Source organism: Variovorax sp. HJSM1_2 (assembly GCF_049316285.1).
Taxonomy (GTDB): Bacteria; Pseudomonadota; Gammaproteobacteria; order Burkholderiales; family Burkholderiaceae_C; genus Rhodoferax_B.
This window is the reverse complement of sequence record NZ_JBMOXA010000007.1, coordinates 76,708-96,605: the sequence shown is the minus strand read 5'-3', so window position 1 is coordinate 96,605 and position 19,898 is coordinate 76,708. Positions and strand designations below refer to the sequence as shown.

Sequence of the window (19,898 nt, the reverse complement as noted above, 5' to 3'; positions counted from 1 at the left end):
AGATGCCCCAGGTCGCACCTCAGGCCGTGGCGGCCAAGCCTTGGTCGCCACCCGCCGCACAGGCCACATCCAGTGCGCCACCGAAAGAGCCGCTTTGGAGCCGCGCGCTGCCCGTCATCGGCCCGATTGTGTTGTTCATCGTGTGGGACCTGGCGGTGCGCCTGGGCTTCATCAAGGCCTTGCTGCTGCCCACACCCGCCGACACCTTGGCCACGCTGATCACCGGCCTGGCCGGTGGTCCGCTGCTGACCGATTTTGCGGTCACGGTGTGGCGCACGCTGCAGGCGTTTTTGATCGCTGCCGTGGTGGGTGTGCCCCTGGGCGTGGTGCTTGGCAGCAACGAACGCGCTTACCGCAGTGTGGAGTTTCTGATCGACTTCTTCCGCTCCACACCGTCGTCGGCACTGATCCCCCTGTTCTTGATGATTTTTGGGGTGTCGGACATCAACAAGGTGGCCATTGCCGCATTTGGTGCCGTGCTCATCGTGATCTTCAACAGCGCCTACGGTGTGATCAACGCGCGCAAGCAGCGTGTGATGGCGGCCAAGGTGATGGGCGCTTCGCGCTGGCAGATCTTCCGCGACGTGTTGATCTGGGAAAGCCTGCAACCGAGCTTTGTCGGCCTGCGCTCCGCCGTGTCTATGGCCTTGGTGATCGTGATTGTGGCCGAGATGTTCATTGGCTCGGACAGCGGCCTGGGCCACCGCATCATCAACGCGCAGCAGGTGATGAACGTGAAAGACATGTACGCCTCCATCCTCTCGGCGGGCGCGCTGGGATATGCCTTGAATATTTTGTTCTTGATGGCCGAACGCAAAATCGTGCACTGGAGTGGAAGATGAGCGCAGTATTAAACGGCCCGGTGTTCGCCGATGTGCCCAAACCCGCCTTTCAACCCGGCCCGGCGGGCACCCACATCACCATCCGTGGCCTGACCAAATACTTCGCCGGCTGGCCGCTGTACGAGAACTTTGATCTCGACATTCCCAAGAACAAAATTGTCTCGGTGTTCGGCCCCAACGGCTGCGGCAAAAGCACCTTGATCAACATGATTGCGGGGCTGATTCCCATCGATGCGGGCGAGATTCTGTTTGACGGCAAAAGCCTCAAAGACACCAAGATTGGCTACGTGTTCCAGAACTACCGCGAGGCCATGTTCCCGTGGATGCGCACCATAGACAACATCGCCTACCCGCTGAAGCTGGAAGGGCGCAGCAAGGCCGAGGTCGACCGCCGCATGGCCGAACTGGTGGCCTCGTTTGATGTGAAGTTTGACTTGAACCGTTTCCCTTACGAGCTCTCGGGCGGGCAGCAACAAACCGCTTCCATCATGCGTGCACTGGCGCCCAAGCCCGAAGTGCTTTTCCTCGATGAGCCTTTTTCCGCACTTGATTTCGAGATGACGCTGTTCATCCGCGAGAAGCTGCAGGAGGTGTTCATGCAGACCGGCACCACCATGCTGCTGGTGTCACACGATCTGGAGGAAGCCGTGTACCTGGCCGACGAGGTGCTGCTGTTGACCAAGCGCCCGACGCGGGTGGCAGAGATCTTGCCTTACAGCGATGCGCGCCCGCGCACCGTGGCCACGCTGTCTGAACCCAGCTTCATCCACGCCAAGAAACGCAGCCTGGAGATCTTCCAGAGAGAGGTACGCCGATGACCGTTTTAACCCCCGCGCAGATCGAAGCCTATGTGGACGCCAGCGCTGCCGCGCTCGACCTGCCACTGGCGCCCGAGCACCGCCCCGGTGTGCTGCAGTTCTTCGCGCTCGCCGCCGGCATGGCCGCACTCACCGAAGCAGTGGACCTGGCGCCGCACGACGAATCGGCCGTGCACTTTTCGCCCATCTCGCCGCTGGCGCAGGGAGTGGGCGCATGATGCATAACACCGACGCCTCCACCTCGGCCGATGAACTGTTGTTGGCCGACGGCGGTGCCATGGCCGACGCCGTGCGCGAGGGCCGCACGACCGCGCGCGCCCTGGTGCAGGCCAGCCTGGCGCGGATTGCCGTGACCGACGAGCAGGTCAACGCCTTCACCGACCTGGTGCAAGACCGTGCCCTGGCGCGCGCCGACGAAATAGACGCCAAACTGGCCTCTGGCGACGCCGGCGGCGTGTGTGATCTGCCGCTGCTGGGTGTGCCCATCGCCGTGAAGAACCTGTTCGACATCGAGGGCTTGCGCACCCGCGCGGGCTCGAAGATCGAGCGCGACGCCGCGCCCGCACAAGCCGATGCGCTGCTGGTGCAGCGCCTCGAAGCGGCCGGTGCGGTGCTGGTGGGCGCGCTCAACATGGACGAATACGCCTACGGCTTCACCACCGAGAACAGCCATGAAGGCCCGGTGCGCAACCCGCATGATCCGAGCCGCATTGCGGGTGGCTCTTCGGGCGGATCGGGTGCTGCGGTCGCAGCAGGGCAGGTGCCTATCACCCTGGGGTCGGACACCAATGGTTCCATCCGTGTGCCCGCATCGCTGTGCGGCGTGTTTGGCTTGAAGCCCACCTTTGGCCGCCTGCCACGCACCGGCAGTTACCCCTTCATTTCCAGCCTGGACCATTTGGGTCCCCTGGCGCGCTCGGTGCGCGACCTGGCGCTGAGCTACGACGCCATGCAGGGCCCCGAAGCCGGTGCCGGCGGCCCAGGCGCCCTGTGGGATCCGGGCTGTGCGCAACGTCTGGCGGAGCCGGTCACGGCGCAGCTCGGTTTGGGTGTGCGCGGCCTGCGCATCGGTGTGCTCGGCGGCTACTTCCAAGACAACGCCAAGGCCGAGGCGCTGAGCGCGCTGCAGCGTGTGGCGCATGCCTTGAGCGCCACCGAAACCCTGGAGCTGCCGCTGGTCGAAGCCGGCCGTGCGGCGGCCTTTCTGATCACCAACGCCGAGGGCGGTTCACTGCATCTGCCTGACCTGCGCCGGCGTGCGGTCGACTTCGAGCCGCTGTCGCGTGACCGCTTCCTGGCCGGTGCCTTGCTGCCTGCGGCCTGGGTGGCGCGCGCCCAACGCGTGCGCCGGGTGTACGCCCAAGCCGTGGCGCGCACGTTTGAGCACTTCGATATCTTGCTGGCGCCCGCTACGCCGTGTGCGGCCACACCCATAGGCACGGAAACCCTGTGCCTGGGCAACGGTAAACGCCTGCCGCTGCGCCCCAGCATGGGTTTGCTGACACAGCCGTTCTCGGCCATAGGCCTGCCGGTGTGCGCCGTGCCGGTATGGGATGCCCATCCCTCGCTGCCCATAGGTGTGCAAGTGATTGCCGCACCCTGGCGTGAAGACCTGGCTTTGCGTGTGGCCGCATTTCTTGAAGCCCAGGGCGTCGTTCACGCCCCGGTGGCGGGCTAAGGCTGCTCTTGTTTTTGATCTAACTGAATACCCGAGACATGATCACTACCCCTGCCGACATCAATCTTCCCGAGGTGCTGAGCGAGGTCACGGCCGTGTTCGCCGAATACGAACACGCGCTGGTGCACAACCAGGTCGAGGTGTTGGACGCCCTGTTCTGGAACAGCCCGCATACCCTGCGTTACGGCGCGGGCGAAAACCTCTATGGCTATGACGCCATACAGGCGTTTCGCAAGGCCCGCCCCGCGCAGGGGCTGGCACGCACCGTTTTGAAGACCGCCATCACCACCTATGGGCGCGACTTTGCCACCACCAACATCGAATTCCAGCGCGAAGGTTCGGCCAAGATTGGGCGCCAAAGCCAGACCTGGCTGCGTTTGCCCGAGGGCTGGAAGGTGGTGTCGGCCCATGTGAGCCTGATGAGCTGAGGCCTGCGCAGGCTGCGGCCGATAGCGCCAGAGTCGCCGGGCAAGCCGTTTTGATGCCGGGCACGACATTTGCATTCATTCATGTATCCAAGATGGAATTCTGAAAAAACCCAGATTTCGCACCATTTTGAATCACTGCTGAAACACCTGTCTTAAAGCATTAACTGTCTGAACGGAGAAGCACCATGGCCGAACAAAAGATCAACCGTCGCGAGTCCCTCAAATCTTTGGCCGCAGTCAGTGCGGTTGGCAGTTTTGCAGGCTGGAGCAGCCTGGCCCAAGCCCAAACACCGCTGACAGTCGGGGTAATCTACGTCGGCCCGCGCGACGACTACGGCTACAACCAGGCGCACGCCCAGGCGGCGGCCGAGATCAAGAAGATGCCCGGCATCAAGGTGGTTGAAGAAGAAAACGTGCCCGAAACCGCCGCCGTGCAGAAAACCATGACCGGCATGATTGCGCAAGACGGCGCCAAGCTGCTGTTCCCCACGTCGTTCGGCTACTTCGACCCCCACATCCTGGCGCTGGCGCCCAAATACAGCGACGTGCGTTTTTCGCATTGCGGCGGCATGTGGACCGAAGGCAAACACCCGAAAAACGTCGGCAGCTTCTTCGGCTACATCGACGAATGCCAATACCTGAATGGCGTGATCGCCGGCCACATGAGCAAAAGCGGCAAGATCGCCTTTGTCGCGGCCAAGCCGATTCCACAAGTGCTGCGCAACATCAACGCATTTCTGATGGGCGCGCGTTCGGTCAAGCCGGGCATCACCTGCAGCGTGATCTTCACCGGCGACTGGTCTATGGCGGTGAAAGAAGCCGAAGCCACCAACAGCCTGGCCGATCAAGGCTGCGACGTGTTCACCATGCACGTCGATGGGCCTAAGGTGATTGTGGAAACCGCGGCCAAGCGCGGCAAGATGGTCTGCGGCTACCACGCCAGCCAGGCCAAACTCGCGCCGCAGGCCTACCTCACGGGCGCCGAATGGAACTGGCTCACGGCCTACAAAACCATCATCGACGCGGCACAGGCCGGCAAGCCACACCCCAACTTCCTGCGTGGCGGCCTGAAGGAAGGCTTTGTGAAGATGTCGCCCTACGGCCCCGCCGTGACCGACGCGGCCAAGAAAAATGCCGACGACATCAAGGCCAAGATGATGGCCGGCAGCTTCGACATCTTCAAAGGCCCGCTCAAGGACAACAAGGGCAATACCGTCATCCCCGCCGGCAAGGTGTTCAAACAAACCGACCTCGAGTTGGAAAAGATGAACTACCTGGTCGAAGGTGTGCTGGGTTCGGCTTGAGCTTGAGGTATCGGCCGGGCATGCCTTGGCCGATGACTTGCTAGTGCTTCCTATCATCGACTAAAGAGGGTTTGCCATGCCCAAGCTGCTCGTGGATATGGGCCTGCCGATCGGCGCCATCGCGTTGGCGCTGCTGCTGTTTGGCGGCCTGGTGTCGTTTGCCGGGGTCAACCCGTTGGATGTCTGGACGGTGTTGTTCCAGGGCGCGTTTGGCAGTTGGTTCTCTTGGCAGAACACGCTGCAGCGCGCCGCGCCCTTGATGCTCACCGCACTGTGTGTGGCCATTCCGGCGCGTGCCGGCCTGACCATCATAGGCGGCGAGGGCGCCATGGTGCTCGGCGGCCTGGCCTGTGCGGCCTTGCCCATGGCCATCACCCTGCCGAACAACCTGCTGGGCACGGTGCTGCTGTGTGTTGCCGGTGCCTTGGCGGGGGGCGCCTGGATTGCATTGGCTGGTGTGCTGCGCCAGGCGCGCGGCATCAACGAGACCATCAGCAGTTTGCTGCTGGCCTACGTGGCCATAGGCTTGTTCAAACATTTGGTGGAAGGCCCGCTGCGCGACCCGGCCAGTCTGAACAAGCCCTCCACGCCGACCTTGAATGAAGCTTTGCTGATCGGCGGCATGGGCGGCTCGGACGTGCATTGGGGCCTGCTGATCGGTGCCGTGGCGTGTCTCGGCTTTTGGGCCTGGCTGCGTTGGACGCCTTCTGGATTTTCCATTCGGGTGGTGGGCGGCAATACCCGCACCGCCCAACTCATGGGTTTGCCGGCCTCCAAGCTGGTGGTCGCCGGCGCTGGCCTGGGCGGCGCCTGTGCCGGTGTGGCCGGTGCGGTGGAGGTAGCGGCGGTGCACACCTCGGCGAATGCCTCGCTGATTGCGGGTTACGGTTATGCCGGCATCCTGGTGTCGTTCATGGCGCGGCACAACCCGCTGGCCATCATCCCGGTGGCGATTTTGTTTGGCGGCTTTGGCGCGGCGGGCAGCCTGCTGCAACGCCGTTTGGGCCTGCCCGATGCTTCGGTGCTGGTGCTGCAAGGCATTGCGTTTGTGTTGATCCTGGCCAGCGAGGTGCTGCGCCATGTGGACCTGAAACCGGTGTTCGAGAAACTGCGCCGCCTGCGCGGCCCCGAGCCGGCGAGTGATTCTTTGCAATGGGGGCCCATGCCATGAGCTTGACCAACGACCAATGGGTGGCCATGGCCGCCGGCATCATAGGCGGCGGCATGCGGGTGGGCGTGCCTTTCCTGTTCGTCAGCCTGGGCGAATGTTTGACCGAGAAGTCGGGCCGCATCAACCTGGGGCTGGAAGGTGTGTTGGTGTTTTCCGCCATGGCGGCGTTTGGCGGCGCCTACCTCACGGGCTCGCCCTGGCTGGGGGTGTTGCTGGGCGCGCTGGTTGGCGCCATGTTGGCGGCGCTGCACGGTGTGTTGTGTTCGCTGCCGGGTGTGAACGACATCGCCACCGGCATCGCCCTGATGATGTTGGGCACGGGCCTGGCGTTTTATCTGGGCAAGCCCTTGATTCAGCCGCAGGCGCCGCAAATTCCGGCTATTCCCCTGGGCTGGTGGAGCGATTCGCCGGTGGTGCGCGCCGCACTCGACATCAACGCCTTGCTGCCGATTGGTTTGCTGGTGGCCGTGGTTTTGTGGTGGGCCTTTGCCAATACGCGTCTCGGCCTGCTGGTGCGCCTGGCAGGCGACTCGGCCAATGCCGCGCGCGCACTCGGTTACCCGGTGAACGGCACGCGTATTGCGGCCACCACGCTGGGCGGTTTCATCGCTGGCCTGGGGGGTGCATCGCTGAGCTTGTTTTACCCCGGCAGCTGGAACGAAGGCATCTCCAGCGGCCAGGGTTTGATTGCCGTGGCGCTGGTGATTTTTGCGCGCTGGAGCCCGCTGCGTTGTGTCGGCGCGGCTTTCCTGTTCGGCGCGGCGGGTGCTCTGGGCCCGGCGCTGCAGTCAATTGGTGTGGGCTGGGGCTACCACTTGTTCAACACCGTGCCCTATGTGCTCACGCTGGCCATTCTGGTGGTCAGTTGCAAACCCGGCAGCGCGGCCAAGGGCAGCCCCGGCGAGCTGTCCATGACACGTTAACGCTTTAAGCCATGAAGACTTTTTCCTCCGTTCAAGCCAACCCCTACCAGTGGCCGTGGAACGGCGACCTGCGCGCCGCCAACACTGCGCTGATCTTGATCGACATGCAGATCGATTTCTGCGGCGTCGGCGGCTACGTCGACAAGATGGGTTACGACATCTCGCTCACCCGTGCCCCGATCACACCGTTGCGTACGCTGCTGGAAGTGGCGCGCGCCAAGGGGCTGAAGGTGATCCACACCCGTGAAGGGCATAGGCCCGACCTGTCCGACCTGCCGGCCAACAAACGCTGGCGCTCGCAGCAGATTGGCACGGATGGCGTGGGCATTGGCGACGCCGGTCCGTGTGGCCGCATTCTGGTGCGCGGCGAGCCGGGTTGGGAGCTGATTCCCGAGCTCGCGCCGCTGCCGGGCGAGGTAGTCATAGACAAGCCGGGCAAGGGCTCGTTCTACGCCACCGACCTGGACATGGTGCTGCGCCAGGCGGGCATACAGAACATCGTTCTCACGGGCATCACCACCGACGTGTGTGTGCACACCACCATGCGCGACGCCAACGACCGGGGTTATGAATGCCTGCTGCTGTCGGACTGCACGGCGGCCACCGACCCCGGCAACCACCAGGCCGCACTCAACATGATCACCATGCAGGGTGGTGTGTTTGGCGCGCATGCGCGCTCCGAAGCCTTGCTTGCTGCGCTCAATGCCTAGCTGAATTCACTGGAGGACCATCACCATGATTGCCCCCTTGGACGCCCCCGCCATACGCAGCGACGCGCTGGCACTCGACACCTACGAGCTGACCAAACGCTTTGGCAACTTCACCGCCATGGACCACGTCAGCATGCGCGTCGAGCCGGGCAGCGTACATGCCTTGCTGGGCGAAAACGGCGCGGGCAAAAGCACCTTGGTGAAGTGTGTTGCGGGCTTTCAGCAGGCGGAAGAGGGCGCTATTTTGATCGACGGGCGCGAGCAGGAGATTGCCAACCCCATCGTCGCGCGCACGCTGGGCATTGGCATGGTCTACCAGCATTTCACGCTGGCGCCGGGCATGACGGTGGCCGAAAATCTGCTGCTGGCGGGCGGCAAGATACCCAATCACATCGACTGGACAGCCAAGCGCAAGGAGCTGGCGCAGTTTCTGACCAGCACACCCTTCAGCCTGGACCTGGATGCGCGCCCCGCCGACATGGCGGCAGGAGAAAAACAAAAACTCGAGCTGCTCAAGCAGCTCTACCTGCAGCCGCGTCTGCTGATCCTGGACGAGCCCACCTCGGTGCTCACGCCACAGGAGGCCGATGAAGTGCTGGGCCACGTGCGTGCCATTGCGCGCAGTGGCAAATGCACGGTGCTCATCATCACGCACAAGTTCCGCGAGGTCATGGCTTATACCGACAGCGTGACCGTGTTGCGCCGAGGCAAGGCCGTGCACCATTGCAGCGTGGCCGAGACCGATCCACAGCGCCTGGCCGAGGCCATGATGGGTGAGGGCGGCGGCGCGGCACGGGTCGCCGTACCACCCGAAAAGTTTGAGCGAAAACTCGCTGAGAGGCGCATGCAGGCAGCGCACGATGCTTCTACAAAGATAGCGGAAAGTGAACTGGCGCAGCGCCCGGTAAAGCTTTGTGTGCAAGGCCTGCACGCCGAGGGCGACCGCGGCACCCTGGCCGTGCAGGATTTGAACTTGCAAGTGCGTGCCGGTGAGGTGCTGGGTGTGGCCGGTGTGTCGGGCAACGGCCAGCGCGAGATGATGGAGGCCTTGGTGGGCCAGCGACCACGCCTGTCGGGCCAGGTGCTGGTGATGGGCAAGCCCTACCACGCACGCCGCGTCGAGAACCGCGAATTAAAGGTGCGCAGCCTGCCCGAGGAGCCGCTGCGCAACGCCTGTGTGGGCGACTTGAGCGTGGCCGAAAACATGGCGCTGCGCGACTTCGACCAAGCGCCGCTGACACAGCGCGGCCTGCTGCATTTCTCTACCTGGCGCAGCCGCGCACGTGACTGGATCACCGAATACGGTGTGAAGACACAAGGCGAGCGTGCACCTATCCGCAGTCTCTCCGGCGGCAACGTGCAGCGAGCGGTGCTGGCGCGTGAACTGGCCGGCGAGATCAATGTGCTGATCGCCGCCAACCCCGTTTTCGGTCTGGACTTTGCGGCCGTGGCCGAAATCCATTCACGCATACTGCAGGTGCGTGAAGCCGGTGGCGCCGTGTTGTTGATCAGCGAAGACCTGGATGAATTGCTCGAATTGGCCGACCGCATCGTTGTGATGAGCGAGGGCCGCGTGGTCTATGAAACCCCTGCGACGACGGCCGAGCGGCATGTGCTCGGGGCGCACATGGGTGGTGGCCATGGCGACCATGCCGCGGCCGATGATCTCGACCCCGAAGACAAAAATGAAGACGATATGGCGGCCGCATGAAAGCCGGCAAGCCAACACCCACTTTGCGGCACCTGCGTGGCAGGTTCCAGCACCACAGGCACACACACCCGGAGAAAAGCTTGCAGATCGACGCCCAGCCCTTCACCTTCACCTGCCCGCTGGAAAAAACCGCGCTGGTGCTGATTGACATGCAACGCGATTTCATCGAACCCGGCGGTTTTGGTGAGACCCTGGGCAATAACGTGGCACTGCTGGAAGCCATCGTGCCGGCCACGCAGGCGGTACTGAAAGCCTGGCGCGCGGCCGGTGGCCTGGTGGTGCACACACGCGAAGCCCATCGTGCCGATCTGTCGGATTGCCCGCCAGCCAAACGCAACCGCGGCAATCCCAAGTTGCGTATTGGCGATGTGGGACCCATGGGGCGCATTCTGGTGGCCGGTGAACCCGGCAACCAGATCATTGCGGCGCTGGCGCCGGAGCCCGGCGAAATCGTCATCGACAAACCTGGCAAGGGCGCCTTTTACGCCACCGGCCTGCAGGAGATGCTGCGCAAAAACGGCATCAGCCATTTGATTTTTGGCGGTGTGACCACCGAGGTCTGTGTGCAGACCAGCATGCGCGAAGCCAACGACAGGGGTTACGACTGCCTGCTGCTCGAAGATTGCACCGAGAGCTACTTTCCCCACTTCAAGCAGGCGGCCATTGAAATGATCCGAGCCCAAGGTGGTATCGTCGGCTGGACCGCGCCCAGTGCCGCCTTGCACCATGCGCTGCAGGCTCAGTAATGTGTTTTTTCGCTGCCTGGCTTGCATGACCCATTTGAGCGCCAGCCGTCCACCGTCCCATGTCTGAAATCGCCTCGAACCCATTGCCCGATACTGCCGCGCCTTTCCGCTCCCGCGCCGATGAGGTGTATGCACAACTCAAACGCGACGTGGCCGATTTCAAGCTGGTGCCGGGCGACCGTTTCACCGAAAACGAATTGAGCGAGCGCCTGGGGGTGTCGCGCACGCCGGTGCGCCAGGCCTTGTTCCGGCTGCAGCAAGAGGGTTTTGTCGAGGTCTTGTTTCGCAGCGGCTGGCGTGTATTGCCGTTCGACTTCGACCAGTTTGAACAACTCTACGACCTGCGCATGGTGCTGGAAACCACCGCCGTACGCCGCCTGTGTGAAGACGGGGTGGGGGTTCAGCATGAGGTGCTGGCCGCGCTGGCCGAGATCTGGCTGGTGCCGTTGGACCAACGCAGCACGGACATGGCGCAGGTGGCCGAGTGGGACGAAAACTTCCACTGCGCCATCGTGGCTGCAGCAGGCAACGCCGAGATGGCGCGGGTGCACCGTGACGTGAGCGAGCGCATACGCATCATCCGCCGGCTCGACTTCACCCAGCAGGCGCGTATCGCCGCCACCTACGAAGAACACGCCCATATCCTGCGGGCGGTGCAGCACAAACGTGGCGACCAGGCCGCCATGCTGCTGCGCGCACACATAGAGACCAGCCAGTCCGAGGTGCGCAAAATCACCCTGCACCAGGTGCATCTGGCGCGGCAAAGCAACAAGCCCGCCGCCGCCTGACCTGCCGGCGCCGGCAGGTTTCATTAGAAACCTAGGGTTTTCCCTGGTGAAAAAGATGTAATCCACGGTTGCATTCGACGTCAACCGATGCGCGACTTGGTACGTTGTGGATCTACCCGAGGGGCTCAGACCCCCGGGATTCGCGACTTCAAGGAATGAAAATGAACGCCCTAGGTGATTACAAGATTGTTCGTGCCGACGACAAGCGCTCCGGTCCTCCGACCCGCCGTCCGGCACCTCCTCGCCAGCCCAGCGCACCGCACTGAGCCCGGTTGACCGTCTACGGTCAGCCTTTGGATGGCCCGGTCTGCGCAGGCCGGGCATCCCCCTCAGGCAGGGTCTCCCGCCGAGGTTTTTGAAATCCTGCTCCCGCATCACCCTCTAGACCGCAGCCATTCAAACGCTTTGGTCTGGTGGGCCATGTTGCGCTTGAAAATGGCTTCCAAGGCGCTCCCGGTATGCGAGAGCTGCTATCTTTTATTTAGGTTTTTGCGGTCAAACGGTTCGCGCCGCTTGTGCCAACTGCTGCGCCAGCGCGTTGTGCCGCTGTACCAGGGGCGCGAGTTCCAATGTGGCCAGGCGGCCTTCGCGCACCACCACCCGCCCGTTGACCACGGTGTAGGCGGCCTGCGGGCTGGCACACAGCAACAGGCTGCCAATGGGATCGTGTACCGCGCCGCCGGCAAAACCCAGCGTATCCAAATCGAACATCGCCAGATCCGCGCATTGCCCCACGGCCAGGTGGCCGATGTCGGTGCGGCCTAAAACTTCGGCGCCACCGCGCGTAGCCAAGGCCAAGGCGTCGCGCGCCGTCATCTCGGAAGGGCCGTGGTCGCAGCCAAACGGTTCCAGCGCCCGCCCCACACGGGCCAGCAACAGCGCTTGCCGCGCTTCGCCCACCATGTGTGCGCCGTCATTGCTGGCGCAGCCGTCCACCCCCAGGCCCACCGGCACGCCGGCGTTGAGCATTTTGCGGATGGGTGCGATGCCGCTGGCCAGGCGCATATTGCTGCAGGGGCAATGTGCCACACCAGTGCGTGTGGCGGCAAACAAGCTGATGCCTTCGTCGTCGAGCTTGACGCTGTGGGCGTGCCACACGTCGTGGCCCAGCCAGCCCAGGTCTTGCGCGTACTGCGCCGGTGTGCAGTTGAACTTCTCGCGCGAGTAGGCGATGTCGTGGTCGTTTTCGGCCAGGTGGGTGTGCAGGCGCACGCCGTATTGCCGCGCCAGCCGTGCGGATTCACGCATCAGATCGCGGCTGACCGAAAACGGCGAACACGGCGCCACCGCCACGTTGACCATGGCTCCAAAGCTGGCATCGTGGTAACGCTCGATCAAACGCTGCGTGTCCTTGAGGATGAAGTCGTCTTTCTCGACCACGCGGTCGGGCGGCAGCCCGCCCTGGCTTTGCCCCACACTCATGCTGCCGCGTGTGGCCACAAACCGCATGCCGATCTGCTGCGCGGCTTCTATGCTGTCGTCCAGGCGCACGCCGTTGGGATAGATGTAGAGGTGGTCGCTGCTGGTGGTGCAGCCGCTCATCAGCAACTCGGCCATGGCCACCTGGGTGGACACGTGCACCATCTCGGGCGTCAGCCCGGCCCAGATCGGATAGAGCCCGCGCAGCCAGGAAAACAGCTCGGCGTTCTGCACTGCCGGAATCGCCCGCGTGAGCGACTGGTACATGTGGTGGTGTGTGTTCACCAGCCCAGGGGTGACCAGGTGGCCGCGCGCGTCTATCACCTCATCGGCGGTTGGCGGCAGGTCGGCGGCCGGGCCAATGGCCTCGATGCGATGGTCGCGGATGAAGATCGACGCGTCGCGCAACTCGCTGGCTTGCGAGGGGTCGGCGTGGTCAAAGGTGGCGACGCAGTGGGCGTTGTGTATGAGCAGGGTGGACATGGTTGAATTTCTGAATCGATCGAACGTGGTTTAGCTGCGTGCCGACGCCACCAATTTCAGCCCCAGGGCGATCATCACGCCACCGGCCATCCGGTCCAGCCAGGATTTATAGCGCAGATAAGTGTTGCGCGGCCCGTGCGACGACAGGGCGGTGGCCACCACCGCGTACCAGCCAGCCTCTATCACCAACACACAGGCGGCCACAGCCAGGCTGAAGCCCAGCGAATGCACGGCGGGCATGAAGGCCGCAAACACGCTGGCGTAGACGATGGCTGTTTTGGGGTTGCTGATTTGGGTGGTCAAACCCAGCGTCAAAGCGCGGCCCAGGCTGTTGCTCGGGCCCGTGTTTGTGTCGCCGGACGCGGCGCTTGTGATCACCAACGGCTGTGTTGCAGACAACCAGATGCGCCAACCCAGATACGCCAGGTACAAGCCGCCAGCCAGCTTCAAGACAAGGTACAGCGAAGGCACTGCCAACAATACGCCCTGCAAACCCAGCAAGGCTAGAACAGCAAACAGCACGCCGCCCAGCCCCATGCCCAAGGCCGCAGCCAAAGCTTCGGCACGCGACGCCGACACCGCCGTGCGCGCCACCATCACGAAGCTAGGGCCGGGGCTGATGGTGCCCACAGACAGCGCGGCGATGATGCCCAACAGGGCGGCGAGTTCGGGCATGGGTACTCCTGTTGAACCGAGGATGACGGGCAAAGGCCAGATGCGCCGATTATCGAGACTTGTGCCGGTGCTGCTGGCCGCAGTAACAAAATTTGATGGGGTTTCTGGCAGGACCGACCATGGGCGTGGCCAGCCATCCTGACCGTACCTGCCGAACGCCCTTTCGGTGGTTTTGCAACGTTGCTTGTTGTTGACAGCAGGGCATCTCCTGAGGTGTGGTGCAGACTTTGGTTTTAACGTTGCAGCCATGCCTATACAACCCAAACTGCGCCAAGCTTCCCGCCGTCATGTCACACGGCTCTTGAAACCCGGCTTCGCGCTGCTGCTGATCCCGGTATTGCTGGCCTGTACCAGTGCGCCGCAAGATGCGGGGCAGGGCAGTGTGGCATCCAGCGCACCGGCCCCACGCCTGGTGGTTTTCATGGCCGTGGACGGCCTGCCGATGCGCCAGGTCACCGCCTACCGTGACCAGTTGGCGCCCGACGGTTTTGCGCGCTTTCTCGAGCGTGGCGCCTGGTTTTCCGAGGCGCACTACGGCCACGCCTTCACGGTGACGGCGGCGGGCCACGCCACCATGCTCAGCGGCGCTTACCCGCACCGCAGCGGCATCATAGGCAACGATTGGCGCGACGTGAACACCGGGGCCGAGGTGTATTGCACGGGCGACATTGCGGCGCAATACATAGGCAACAGCACCAAGCCACTGGACGGCACCAGTCCGAAGAATCTGCAGGTTCAAACGGTGGGCGATATGCTGCGCCAGGCGCATCCGGGCAGCAAGGTGATTGGTATTTCGGGCAAAGACCGGGGCGCTATCCTGCCGGCGGGCAAAACCGGCACGGCTTATATGTACATGGGCGACACCGGGCAGTTTGCGTCGAGCAGCTTCTACATGCCCAAGCATCCGGCGTGGGTCGATGCCTTCAACAACGCCCGTCCCGCAGACCGTTATTTCCAGACCGACTGGAAGCCGCTGCTGCCCGAGGCCGCGTACGCGCGCTCCATTCCCGACAACCAGCCGTGGTTCGGCCCCAACGGTGGCGCCTTGCCTATGCGCATGGGCAAAGCCGGGGCCACAGCCCCGAATGCCGAGTTCTACCGTGCGCTGCTGCGCAGCCCGTTTGCCGACCAACTGTCGCTGGACTTCGCGCGTGCGGCCATCGACGGTGAGCAACTGGGCCGTGACGACGCCACGCCCGACATCATCAGCATCAGCCTCTCGGGCCATGACTACGTGAACCATGCGTACAGCGCCGAGTCGCGCCTGTCGCACGACCACTTTCTGCAACTCGACCGGATGCTGCAGGCCTTCTTCCAGCATCTGGACAGCACCGTGGGCCGCGACCGCTACCTGGTGGTGTTGACCGCCGACCATGGCTTCATGCCCGCCCCCGAGCTCAGCGCCTCGGAAGGCAAATCGGCCGGCCGCATCTCGGGCAGCAAGCTGCTGGCCGAGGTGAATGCGCCCTTGGAGGCGAAGTTTGGCGCGCCCAAGTTGGTGGCGTTTTTGTCGGCATCGGCCCTGGTTCTGGACCGCAAGCTGATTGCCGCGCGTGGCCTCAACTTCGATGCCGTGGCGGATGCCGCGCGCACGGCTGTGCTGGCCCAGCCCGGCATTGCCCAGGCCTACACCCGGCAAGAGCTGTCGTCGCGCAGCCGCGCCGGCGCGCCGTTTTTCGACGCGATGGAACGCAGCTGGAATAACAATGTGTCGGGCGACGTGCAGTTTGCGGTCAAGCCGTATTGGATGTTTGGCAACTCGGTCGCCACCCATGGATCGCCGCACCCCTACGACACCCACGTGCCCATCCTCACCTGGGGGCCCACCTGGGTGAAGCCCGGCAAGGTGGAGCAACGTGTGGAGGTGGTGGACATTGCGCCCACCCTGGCGCGTGTCTTGAAGGTGGCGGCGCCGTCTACCAGCGAAGGCCGGTTGTTGCCATTACCTTGAGTGTGTGAACAGCGATTGAATATCGTGTCTCGGTCGGCACGGCGCACGGCAAAATACGCGCAGGAGACCACGCCCGAATGACCACAAACGATCACGCCACCTCAATCCCCGACCCCAAGGCGCAACCCCGCGCCTTTCTCGAACACCTGTTCAACGTGGCCGTGCAACGCGCGCTGCCGCTGCGCAATACCGCCGCATTTTTGCCTCCGCCCCCGCGTGGCCGCACCCTGGTGTTGGGCGCCGGCAAAGCCGGTGGCGCCATGGCGCAAGCGGTCGAGGCGTTATGGCCGGCCGATGCGCCGCTGAGCGGGCTGGTGGTCACGCGCTACGGCCACACACCACCACGCCCCGAAGGGTTGCCTTCGCGTATCGAGGTGGTGGAAGCGGCTCACCCGGTGCCCGATGCCGCAGGGCTGGCGGCGGCCGAACGCATTCTGGCGCTCACGCAAGGCCTCACGGCCGACGACCTGGTGCTGTGTTTGATCTCGGGTGGTGGCTCGTCGCTGCTCACCTTGCCGGCAGACGGTTTGTTGCTGGCCGACAAACAACGCATCAACCGCGAGCTGTTGCACAGCGGCGCCAACATCGTGGAGATGAACTGCGTGCGCAAACACCTTTCGCGCATCAAGGGCGGGCGGCTGGCCGCGGCGTGTGGGGCGGCGCAAGTGGTCACGCTGACCATCAGCGACGTGCCGGGTGACGACGTCTCGGTGATTGCCAGCGGCCCCACCGTGCCCGATACCAGCACCTGCGCCGATGCCTTGGCGATTCTGGCGCGCTACAACATTGCGTTGCCCCAAGCCGTGGCCGCCGCGTTGCGCAGTGGCGAACTTGAAACACCTAAGCCCGACGCGGCGGTGTTCCAAGGCCAGGCCGTGCACCTCATCGCCACGCCCCAGCAGTCACTGCAAGCTGCTGCCGAAGCCGCGCGGGCCGTCGGTTTACCTGCCTATGTGCTCAGCGACGAGATCGAAGGTGAGTCGCGCGAGGTGGGCAAGGTGCATGCGGCCTTGGCGCGCGCCGTCGCCCTGGACAAGGGCGCCTGGCCGCGCCCTTGTGTACTGCTCAGCGGCGGCGAAACCACGGTCACGGTGAAAGCCCAAGCCCAGGGCACGCCACGCGGACGTGGCGGGCGTGCGGGCGAGTTCTGCCTGGGGCTGGCACAGGCGCTGCAAGGCCAACCCGGGGTGTTTGCCTTGGCGGCCGATACCGATGGCATTGACGGTGTGGAAGACAACGCCGGCGCCTGGGTGGCGCCGGACACGCTGGCGCGCGCCGCAGTACTGGGCCAGAACATAGACCAGCATTTGGCGCGCAACGACGCCTATGGCTACTTCGCCGGGCTGGGTGACTTGGTGGTCAGCGGGCCGACACACACCAATGTGAACGACTTTCGCGCACTCCTTATTTTGTAGCGACTGTCGCTGATGAAGTGGGCGCCAGAGGCACTTTTGACTTAAAGCCATGAGATGCAGCAGTTTGATGTGGTGATTGTCGGCGGTGCCGCCGTAGGAAGTGCCGCAGCGTACTTTCTGGCCGCAGAGCCGGCGTTCCAGGGTTCGGTGCTGGTGCTGGAGCAAGACTTCAGTTATGCCCACTGCGCCACGGCACGCTCGGCGGCGTCCATACGGCATCAGTTCTCCACGGCTGAAAACGTACGAATGTCGCTGTTCGGCACGGCGTTTTTGCGCGGCCTGGGCGACACGCTGGCGGTCGACGGGCACAGGCCCGATGTGGCTTTTGCCGAAGCCGGTTATCTGTTTTTGGCCACCCCTTCAGGGCAGGCGGTGCTGCAGGCCAACCAGGCCTTGCAGCAAAGCCTGGGCGCCGATATCGCACAACTCTCGCCGTCACAAATCAGCGCCCGCTGGCCGTGGCTGCACACCGGCGACCTGGCTGCGGGGGCGTTTGGCCAAAGCGGCGAAGGCTGGCTGGACGCCTATGCCTTGATGCAGGCGCTGCGCCGCAAAGCCATCGCCCTGGGCGCCAGCTACCGCCAGGCGCAGGTGGTTGGTGTGCAGCGCCAGGGGCGGCGCGTGAGTGGTGTGCGCCTGGCCAGCGGTGAGGTCCTGGCCTGTGGCACGCTGATCAACGCCGCCGGCACCGGTGCGCCGGCTCTGGCGCGTGCCGCTGGCATTTCAAGTCTTCCCATCGAGTCACGCAAACGCAGCGTGTTCTTTGTCACCAGCCCCGAGATCGCGCCCGGCTGCCCCATGGTCATAGACCCCAGCGGTGCCTATTTCCGCCCCGAAGGCCAGGGTTTCATCTGCGGTATAGCGCCGCCGGCGGACCAAGACCCGGAATGTTTCGACTTCGATGTGCAACACGCCTTGTTCGACGAGTTGTTGTGGCCCTTGCTGGCCGCCCGCGTGCCGGGCTTTGAGGCGCTGCGTGTGCAACACGCCTGGGCCGGGCACTACGACGTCAACACCCTGGACCACAACCTCATCATCGGCGCCCACCCCGACCTCGACAACCTGCTGTTTGCCAACGGCTTCAGCGGCCACGGCCTGCAACAGTCGCCGGCCGTCGGGCGCGCGCTGAGTGAGCTGGTCACGTTTGGCGGCTACCGCACGCTGGATCTGTCGGTGTTTGGCTGGCAGCGGGTGCTGCAGGGGCGGCCGGTACTGGAGCTGAACGTGGTGTGACGGGGGCGCGATCACACTGGCCGCGACATAGGTTTTCACTGGTTTTGTGCCTGCCGCGATGTGTGCCATATTGCGCGTTTTGGCTGCCAGCAGGAGAACCGCCATGCCCAGCGCGCCCCCGTCGATCACACCCTCTGATCTCTACCCCAGCCTGACCTATGACGATGCGCCCGCCGCCATGGCCTGGTTATGCCGCGCCTTTGGTTTTAGCCAGCGTTTTGTCGTGCCGGGAGAGGGTGATCGGGTGGAACATTCCGAGCTGAGCCTGGGCAGCAGTGTGGTGATGGTGAGTTCGCCCAAGGCAGAGTTCCGCAGCTTCAGCCCGCGCAAGCTGGGCGGTGTGAGCCAGGTCTTGAGTTTGTTTGTTGACGACCCGGACACACACAGCGCCGTGGCCCTGGCGGCCGGTGCCGAAGTGGTGCGGCCTTTGCAAACCGAAGAATACGGCGCGCGTGGCTACATGGTGCGCGACCCCGAAGGCCATCTTTGGTACTTTGGCAACTACCGCCCCGGTGCTTATTGGGGGCCGCAATAGATGATGAACAGGCCCTAAGCCACCCGCACCACCAGCTTGCCGAAGTTTTTTCCTTCGAGCAGACCCCGGAACGCGGCGGGCGCGTTTTCCAGTCCGTCCACCACATCTTCGCGCAGCTTCACACGGCCATCCGCCACCCATTGGCCCATGTGGCGGCGAAAGTCGTCGAAGCGTGTGGCGTAGTGGTCGAGGATGATGAAGCCCTGCATGCGAATGCGTTTTTGCAGCAGCGTGGCGACCAACTGCGGCAGGCGGTCAGGGCCGGGGGCCGGGGCAGCGTCGTTGTAGTGTGCGATGAAGCCGCAGACCGGCACACGTGCTGCGACGTTGAGTAGCGGCAAAACCGCGTTGAACACCGCACCACCGACGTTCTCAAAATACACATCGATGCCATTCGGGCAGGCCTGCGCCAGCTGCTCGGCAAAGTCTGCTGCCTGGCGGTTGATGCAGGCATCAAAACCCAGTTCTGCCACCGCGTAACGGCATTTGTCGGCGCCACCGGCGATGCCCACCACATACGCGCCCTTGAGTTTGGCGAGTTGCCCGACCACCGCGCCCACCGCGCCGGTGGCAGCGGCCACCACCACGGTTTCACCGGGAGCGGGCTGGCCTATGTCCAGCAGGCCGACGTAGGCCGTGAAGCCGGGCATGCCCAGGCCGCCCAGCGCCCAGGAAGGCTGCTTCATATCGCCCAGCGGCAGCAGGTCGGCGCCATCGGAGACGGCGTAGTCTTGCCAACCGGCATGGGCCAGCACCAATTCACCCGCCTGGAAGCCAGGGTGCTGCGAGGCGACGACGCGGCTGACCGTGCCACCGACCATGGGCGCACCCAGTGGCACTGGCGGCGCATAACCCGGGCCGGTGGGCTCCATCAGATTGCGCATATACGGGTCCAGCGAAAGGCAGAGGGTGCGCAGCAGCACCTGGCCCTTGCCGGGCGCCGGGACCGGCTGCACTTCCAGCTGAAAGTCCTGTTCGGCAGGCAAGCCCTGGGGATGGCGGGCCAGAGTGATGCGACGGTTGACGTTGGCAACTTTCATGAGACGCCTCTGTGTGGGGTTGGGCTGT

General features: G+C 64.0%; 19 protein-coding genes. 16 read left to right on the top strand and 3 right to left on the bottom strand.

Annotated features, from left to right (window positions below):
* The first annotated feature begins 2 nt into the window (after positions 1-2).
* The 12 genes from ACFQ95_RS09875 (at position 3) to ACFQ95_RS09820 (ending at position 11,119) form a co-directional block, all read left to right on the top strand.
* A complete protein-coding gene (locus ACFQ95_RS09875) occupies positions 3-842 on the top strand; it encodes an ABC transporter permease (RefSeq protein ID WP_422830817.1) in 840 nt (279 codons plus the stop codon).
* Positions 839-1,660, top strand: a complete 822-nt coding sequence (locus ACFQ95_RS09870) for an ABC transporter ATP-binding protein (protein ID WP_422830684.1) — start codon at positions 839-841, stop codon at positions 1,658-1,660. Before ACFQ95_RS09875 ends, ACFQ95_RS09870 begins: the two co-directional genes overlap by 4 nt.
* The gene (locus ACFQ95_RS09865; RefSeq protein ID WP_422830683.1) at positions 1,657-1,878 is read left to right on the top strand and encodes a DUF4089 domain-containing protein; all 222 of its coding nucleotides are present in this window, start codon (positions 1,657-1,659) and stop codon (positions 1,876-1,878) included. Before ACFQ95_RS09870 ends, ACFQ95_RS09865 begins: the two co-directional genes overlap by 4 nt.
* Positions 1,878-3,338, top strand: coding sequence for an AtzE family amidohydrolase (locus ACFQ95_RS09860; protein WP_422830816.1), 1,461 nt, complete (start codon positions 1,878-1,880; stop codon positions 3,336-3,338). The genes ACFQ95_RS09865 and ACFQ95_RS09860 overlap by 1 nt, the downstream gene beginning before the upstream one ends.
* A gap of 38 nt (positions 3,339-3,376) precedes the next feature.
* Positions 3,377-3,766, top strand: coding sequence for an oxalurate catabolism protein HpxZ (gene hpxZ / locus ACFQ95_RS09855; protein WP_422830682.1), 390 nt, complete (start codon positions 3,377-3,379; stop codon positions 3,764-3,766).
* A 185-nt stretch (positions 3,767-3,951) separates the two neighbouring features.
* Complete coding sequence (locus ACFQ95_RS09850; protein WP_422830681.1) at positions 3,952-5,070, top strand: BMP family ABC transporter substrate-binding protein; 1,119 nt, start codon at positions 3,952-3,954, stop codon at positions 5,068-5,070.
* Positions 5,071-5,146: 76 nt separating this feature from the next.
* Entirely contained in the window at positions 5,147-6,241 is a 1,095-nt protein-coding gene (locus ACFQ95_RS09845; protein WP_422830680.1) for an ABC transporter permease, read from the top strand.
* A gap of 2 nt (positions 6,242-6,243) precedes the next feature.
* Positions 6,244-7,164: an ABC transporter permease gene (locus ACFQ95_RS09840; protein ID WP_422830815.1), complete on the top strand. Its 921-nt coding sequence runs from the start codon at positions 6,244-6,246 to the stop codon at positions 7,162-7,164.
* Between the two features lie 11 nt (positions 7,165-7,175).
* The gene (locus ACFQ95_RS09835; RefSeq protein ID WP_422830679.1) at positions 7,176-7,874 is read left to right on the top strand and encodes a cysteine hydrolase family protein; all 699 of its coding nucleotides are present in this window, start codon (positions 7,176-7,178) and stop codon (positions 7,872-7,874) included.
* A gap of 25 nt (positions 7,875-7,899) precedes the next feature.
* A complete protein-coding gene (locus ACFQ95_RS09830) occupies positions 7,900-9,585 on the top strand; it encodes an ABC transporter ATP-binding protein (protein ID WP_422830678.1) in 1,686 nt (561 codons plus the stop codon).
* An 80-nt stretch (positions 9,586-9,665) separates the two neighbouring features.
* Complete coding sequence (locus ACFQ95_RS09825) at positions 9,666-10,331, top strand: cysteine hydrolase family protein (RefSeq protein WP_422830677.1); 666 nt, start codon at positions 9,666-9,668, stop codon at positions 10,329-10,331.
* A 59-nt stretch (positions 10,332-10,390) separates the two neighbouring features.
* The gene (locus tag ACFQ95_RS09820; RefSeq protein WP_422830676.1) at positions 10,391-11,119 is read left to right on the top strand and encodes a GntR family transcriptional regulator; all 729 of its coding nucleotides are present in this window, start codon (positions 10,391-10,393) and stop codon (positions 11,117-11,119) included.
* A 495-nt stretch (positions 11,120-11,614) separates the two neighbouring features.
* Here ACFQ95_RS09820 and ACFQ95_RS09815 read toward each other — a convergent pair whose 3' ends face one another.
* Both ACFQ95_RS09815 and ACFQ95_RS09810 read right to left on the bottom strand, forming a co-directional pair.
* Positions 11,615-13,021, bottom strand: a complete 1,407-nt coding sequence (locus ACFQ95_RS09815) for an 8-oxoguanine deaminase (protein ID WP_422830675.1) — start codon at positions 13,019-13,021, stop codon at positions 11,615-11,617.
* 30 nt (positions 13,022-13,051) lie between these two features.
* On the bottom strand, positions 13,052-13,696 hold the full coding sequence (locus ACFQ95_RS09810) for a LysE family translocator (RefSeq protein WP_422830674.1): 645 nt from the start codon (positions 13,694-13,696) through the stop codon (positions 13,052-13,054).
* Between the two features lie 247 nt (positions 13,697-13,943).
* On the opposite strand from ACFQ95_RS09810, the gene ACFQ95_RS09805 reads away from it, so the two are divergent.
* The 4 genes from ACFQ95_RS09805 to ACFQ95_RS09790 all read left to right on the top strand — a co-directional run bounded on the left by ACFQ95_RS09805 (position 13,944) and on the right by ACFQ95_RS09790 (position 18,830).
* Positions 13,944-15,647 (top strand): alkaline phosphatase family protein, encoded by a 1,704-nt coding sequence (locus tag ACFQ95_RS09805; protein ID WP_422830673.1) that lies wholly within the window; start codon positions 13,944-13,946, stop codon positions 15,645-15,647.
* A gap of 77 nt (positions 15,648-15,724) precedes the next feature.
* Complete coding sequence (locus tag ACFQ95_RS09800; RefSeq protein WP_422830672.1) at positions 15,725-17,062, top strand: glycerate kinase type-2 family protein; 1,338 nt, start codon at positions 15,725-15,727, stop codon at positions 17,060-17,062.
* Between the two features lie 54 nt (positions 17,063-17,116).
* Positions 17,117-18,295: an NAD(P)/FAD-dependent oxidoreductase gene (locus tag ACFQ95_RS09795; protein WP_422830671.1), complete on the top strand. Its 1,179-nt coding sequence runs from the start codon at positions 17,117-17,119 to the stop codon at positions 18,293-18,295.
* A gap of 103 nt (positions 18,296-18,398) precedes the next feature.
* Complete coding sequence (locus tag ACFQ95_RS09790; protein ID WP_422830670.1) at positions 18,399-18,830, top strand: VOC family protein; 432 nt, start codon at positions 18,399-18,401, stop codon at positions 18,828-18,830.
* A gap of 14 nt (positions 18,831-18,844) precedes the next feature.
* Here ACFQ95_RS09790 and ACFQ95_RS09785 read toward each other — a convergent pair whose 3' ends face one another.
* Positions 18,845-19,870, bottom strand: a complete 1,026-nt coding sequence (locus tag ACFQ95_RS09785; protein ID WP_422830669.1) for an NADP-dependent oxidoreductase — start codon at positions 19,868-19,870, stop codon at positions 18,845-18,847.
* Positions 19,871-19,898 lie beyond the last annotated feature (28 nt).

Bases quoted from the DNA above. Each gene is read 5' to 3' on its own strand.
- hpxZ (WP_422830682.1), top strand. From the start codon at position 3,377: ATGATCACTACCCCTGCCGACATCAATCTTCCCGAGGTGCTGAGCGAG.
- ACFQ95_RS09850 (WP_422830681.1), top strand. From the start codon at position 3,952: ATGGCCGAACAAAAGATCAACCGTCGCGAGTCCCTCAAATCTTTGGCC.
- ACFQ95_RS09865 (WP_422830683.1), top strand. From the start codon at position 1,657: ATGACCGTTTTAACCCCCGCGCAGATCGAAGCCTATGTGGACGCCAGC.
- ACFQ95_RS09785 (WP_422830669.1), bottom strand. From the start codon at position 19,870: ATGAAAGTTGCCAACGTCAACCGTCGCATCACTCTGGCCCGCCATCCC.
- ACFQ95_RS09870 (WP_422830684.1), top strand. From the start codon at position 839: ATGAGCGCAGTATTAAACGGCCCGGTGTTCGCCGATGTGCCCAAACCC.
- ACFQ95_RS09805 (WP_422830673.1), top strand. From the start codon at position 13,944: ATGCCTATACAACCCAAACTGCGCCAAGCTTCCCGCCGTCATGTCACA.
- ACFQ95_RS09790 (WP_422830670.1), top strand. From the start codon at position 18,399: ATGCCCAGCGCGCCCCCGTCGATCACACCCTCTGATCTCTACCCCAGC.
- ACFQ95_RS09820 (WP_422830676.1), top strand. From the start codon at position 10,391: ATGTCTGAAATCGCCTCGAACCCATTGCCCGATACTGCCGCGCCTTTC.
- ACFQ95_RS09845 (WP_422830680.1), top strand. From the start codon at position 5,147: ATGCCCAAGCTGCTCGTGGATATGGGCCTGCCGATCGGCGCCATCGCG.
- ACFQ95_RS09795 (WP_422830671.1), top strand. From the start codon at position 17,117: ATGCAGCAGTTTGATGTGGTGATTGTCGGCGGTGCCGCCGTAGGAAGT.
- ACFQ95_RS09835 (WP_422830679.1), top strand. From the start codon at position 7,176: ATGAAGACTTTTTCCTCCGTTCAAGCCAACCCCTACCAGTGGCCGTGG.
- ACFQ95_RS09860 (WP_422830816.1), top strand. From the start codon at position 1,878: ATGCATAACACCGACGCCTCCACCTCGGCCGATGAACTGTTGTTGGCC.
- ACFQ95_RS09800 (WP_422830672.1), top strand. From the start codon at position 15,725: ATGACCACAAACGATCACGCCACCTCAATCCCCGACCCCAAGGCGCAA.
- ACFQ95_RS09830 (WP_422830678.1), top strand. From the start codon at position 7,900: ATGATTGCCCCCTTGGACGCCCCCGCCATACGCAGCGACGCGCTGGCA.
- ACFQ95_RS09815 (WP_422830675.1), bottom strand. From the start codon at position 13,021: ATGTCCACCCTGCTCATACACAACGCCCACTGCGTCGCCACCTTTGAC.
- ACFQ95_RS09810 (WP_422830674.1), bottom strand. From the start codon at position 13,696: ATGCCCGAACTCGCCGCCCTGTTGGGCATCATCGCCGCGCTGTCTGTG.
- ACFQ95_RS09875 (WP_422830817.1), top strand. From the start codon at position 3: ATGCCCCAGGTCGCACCTCAGGCCGTGGCGGCCAAGCCTTGGTCGCCA.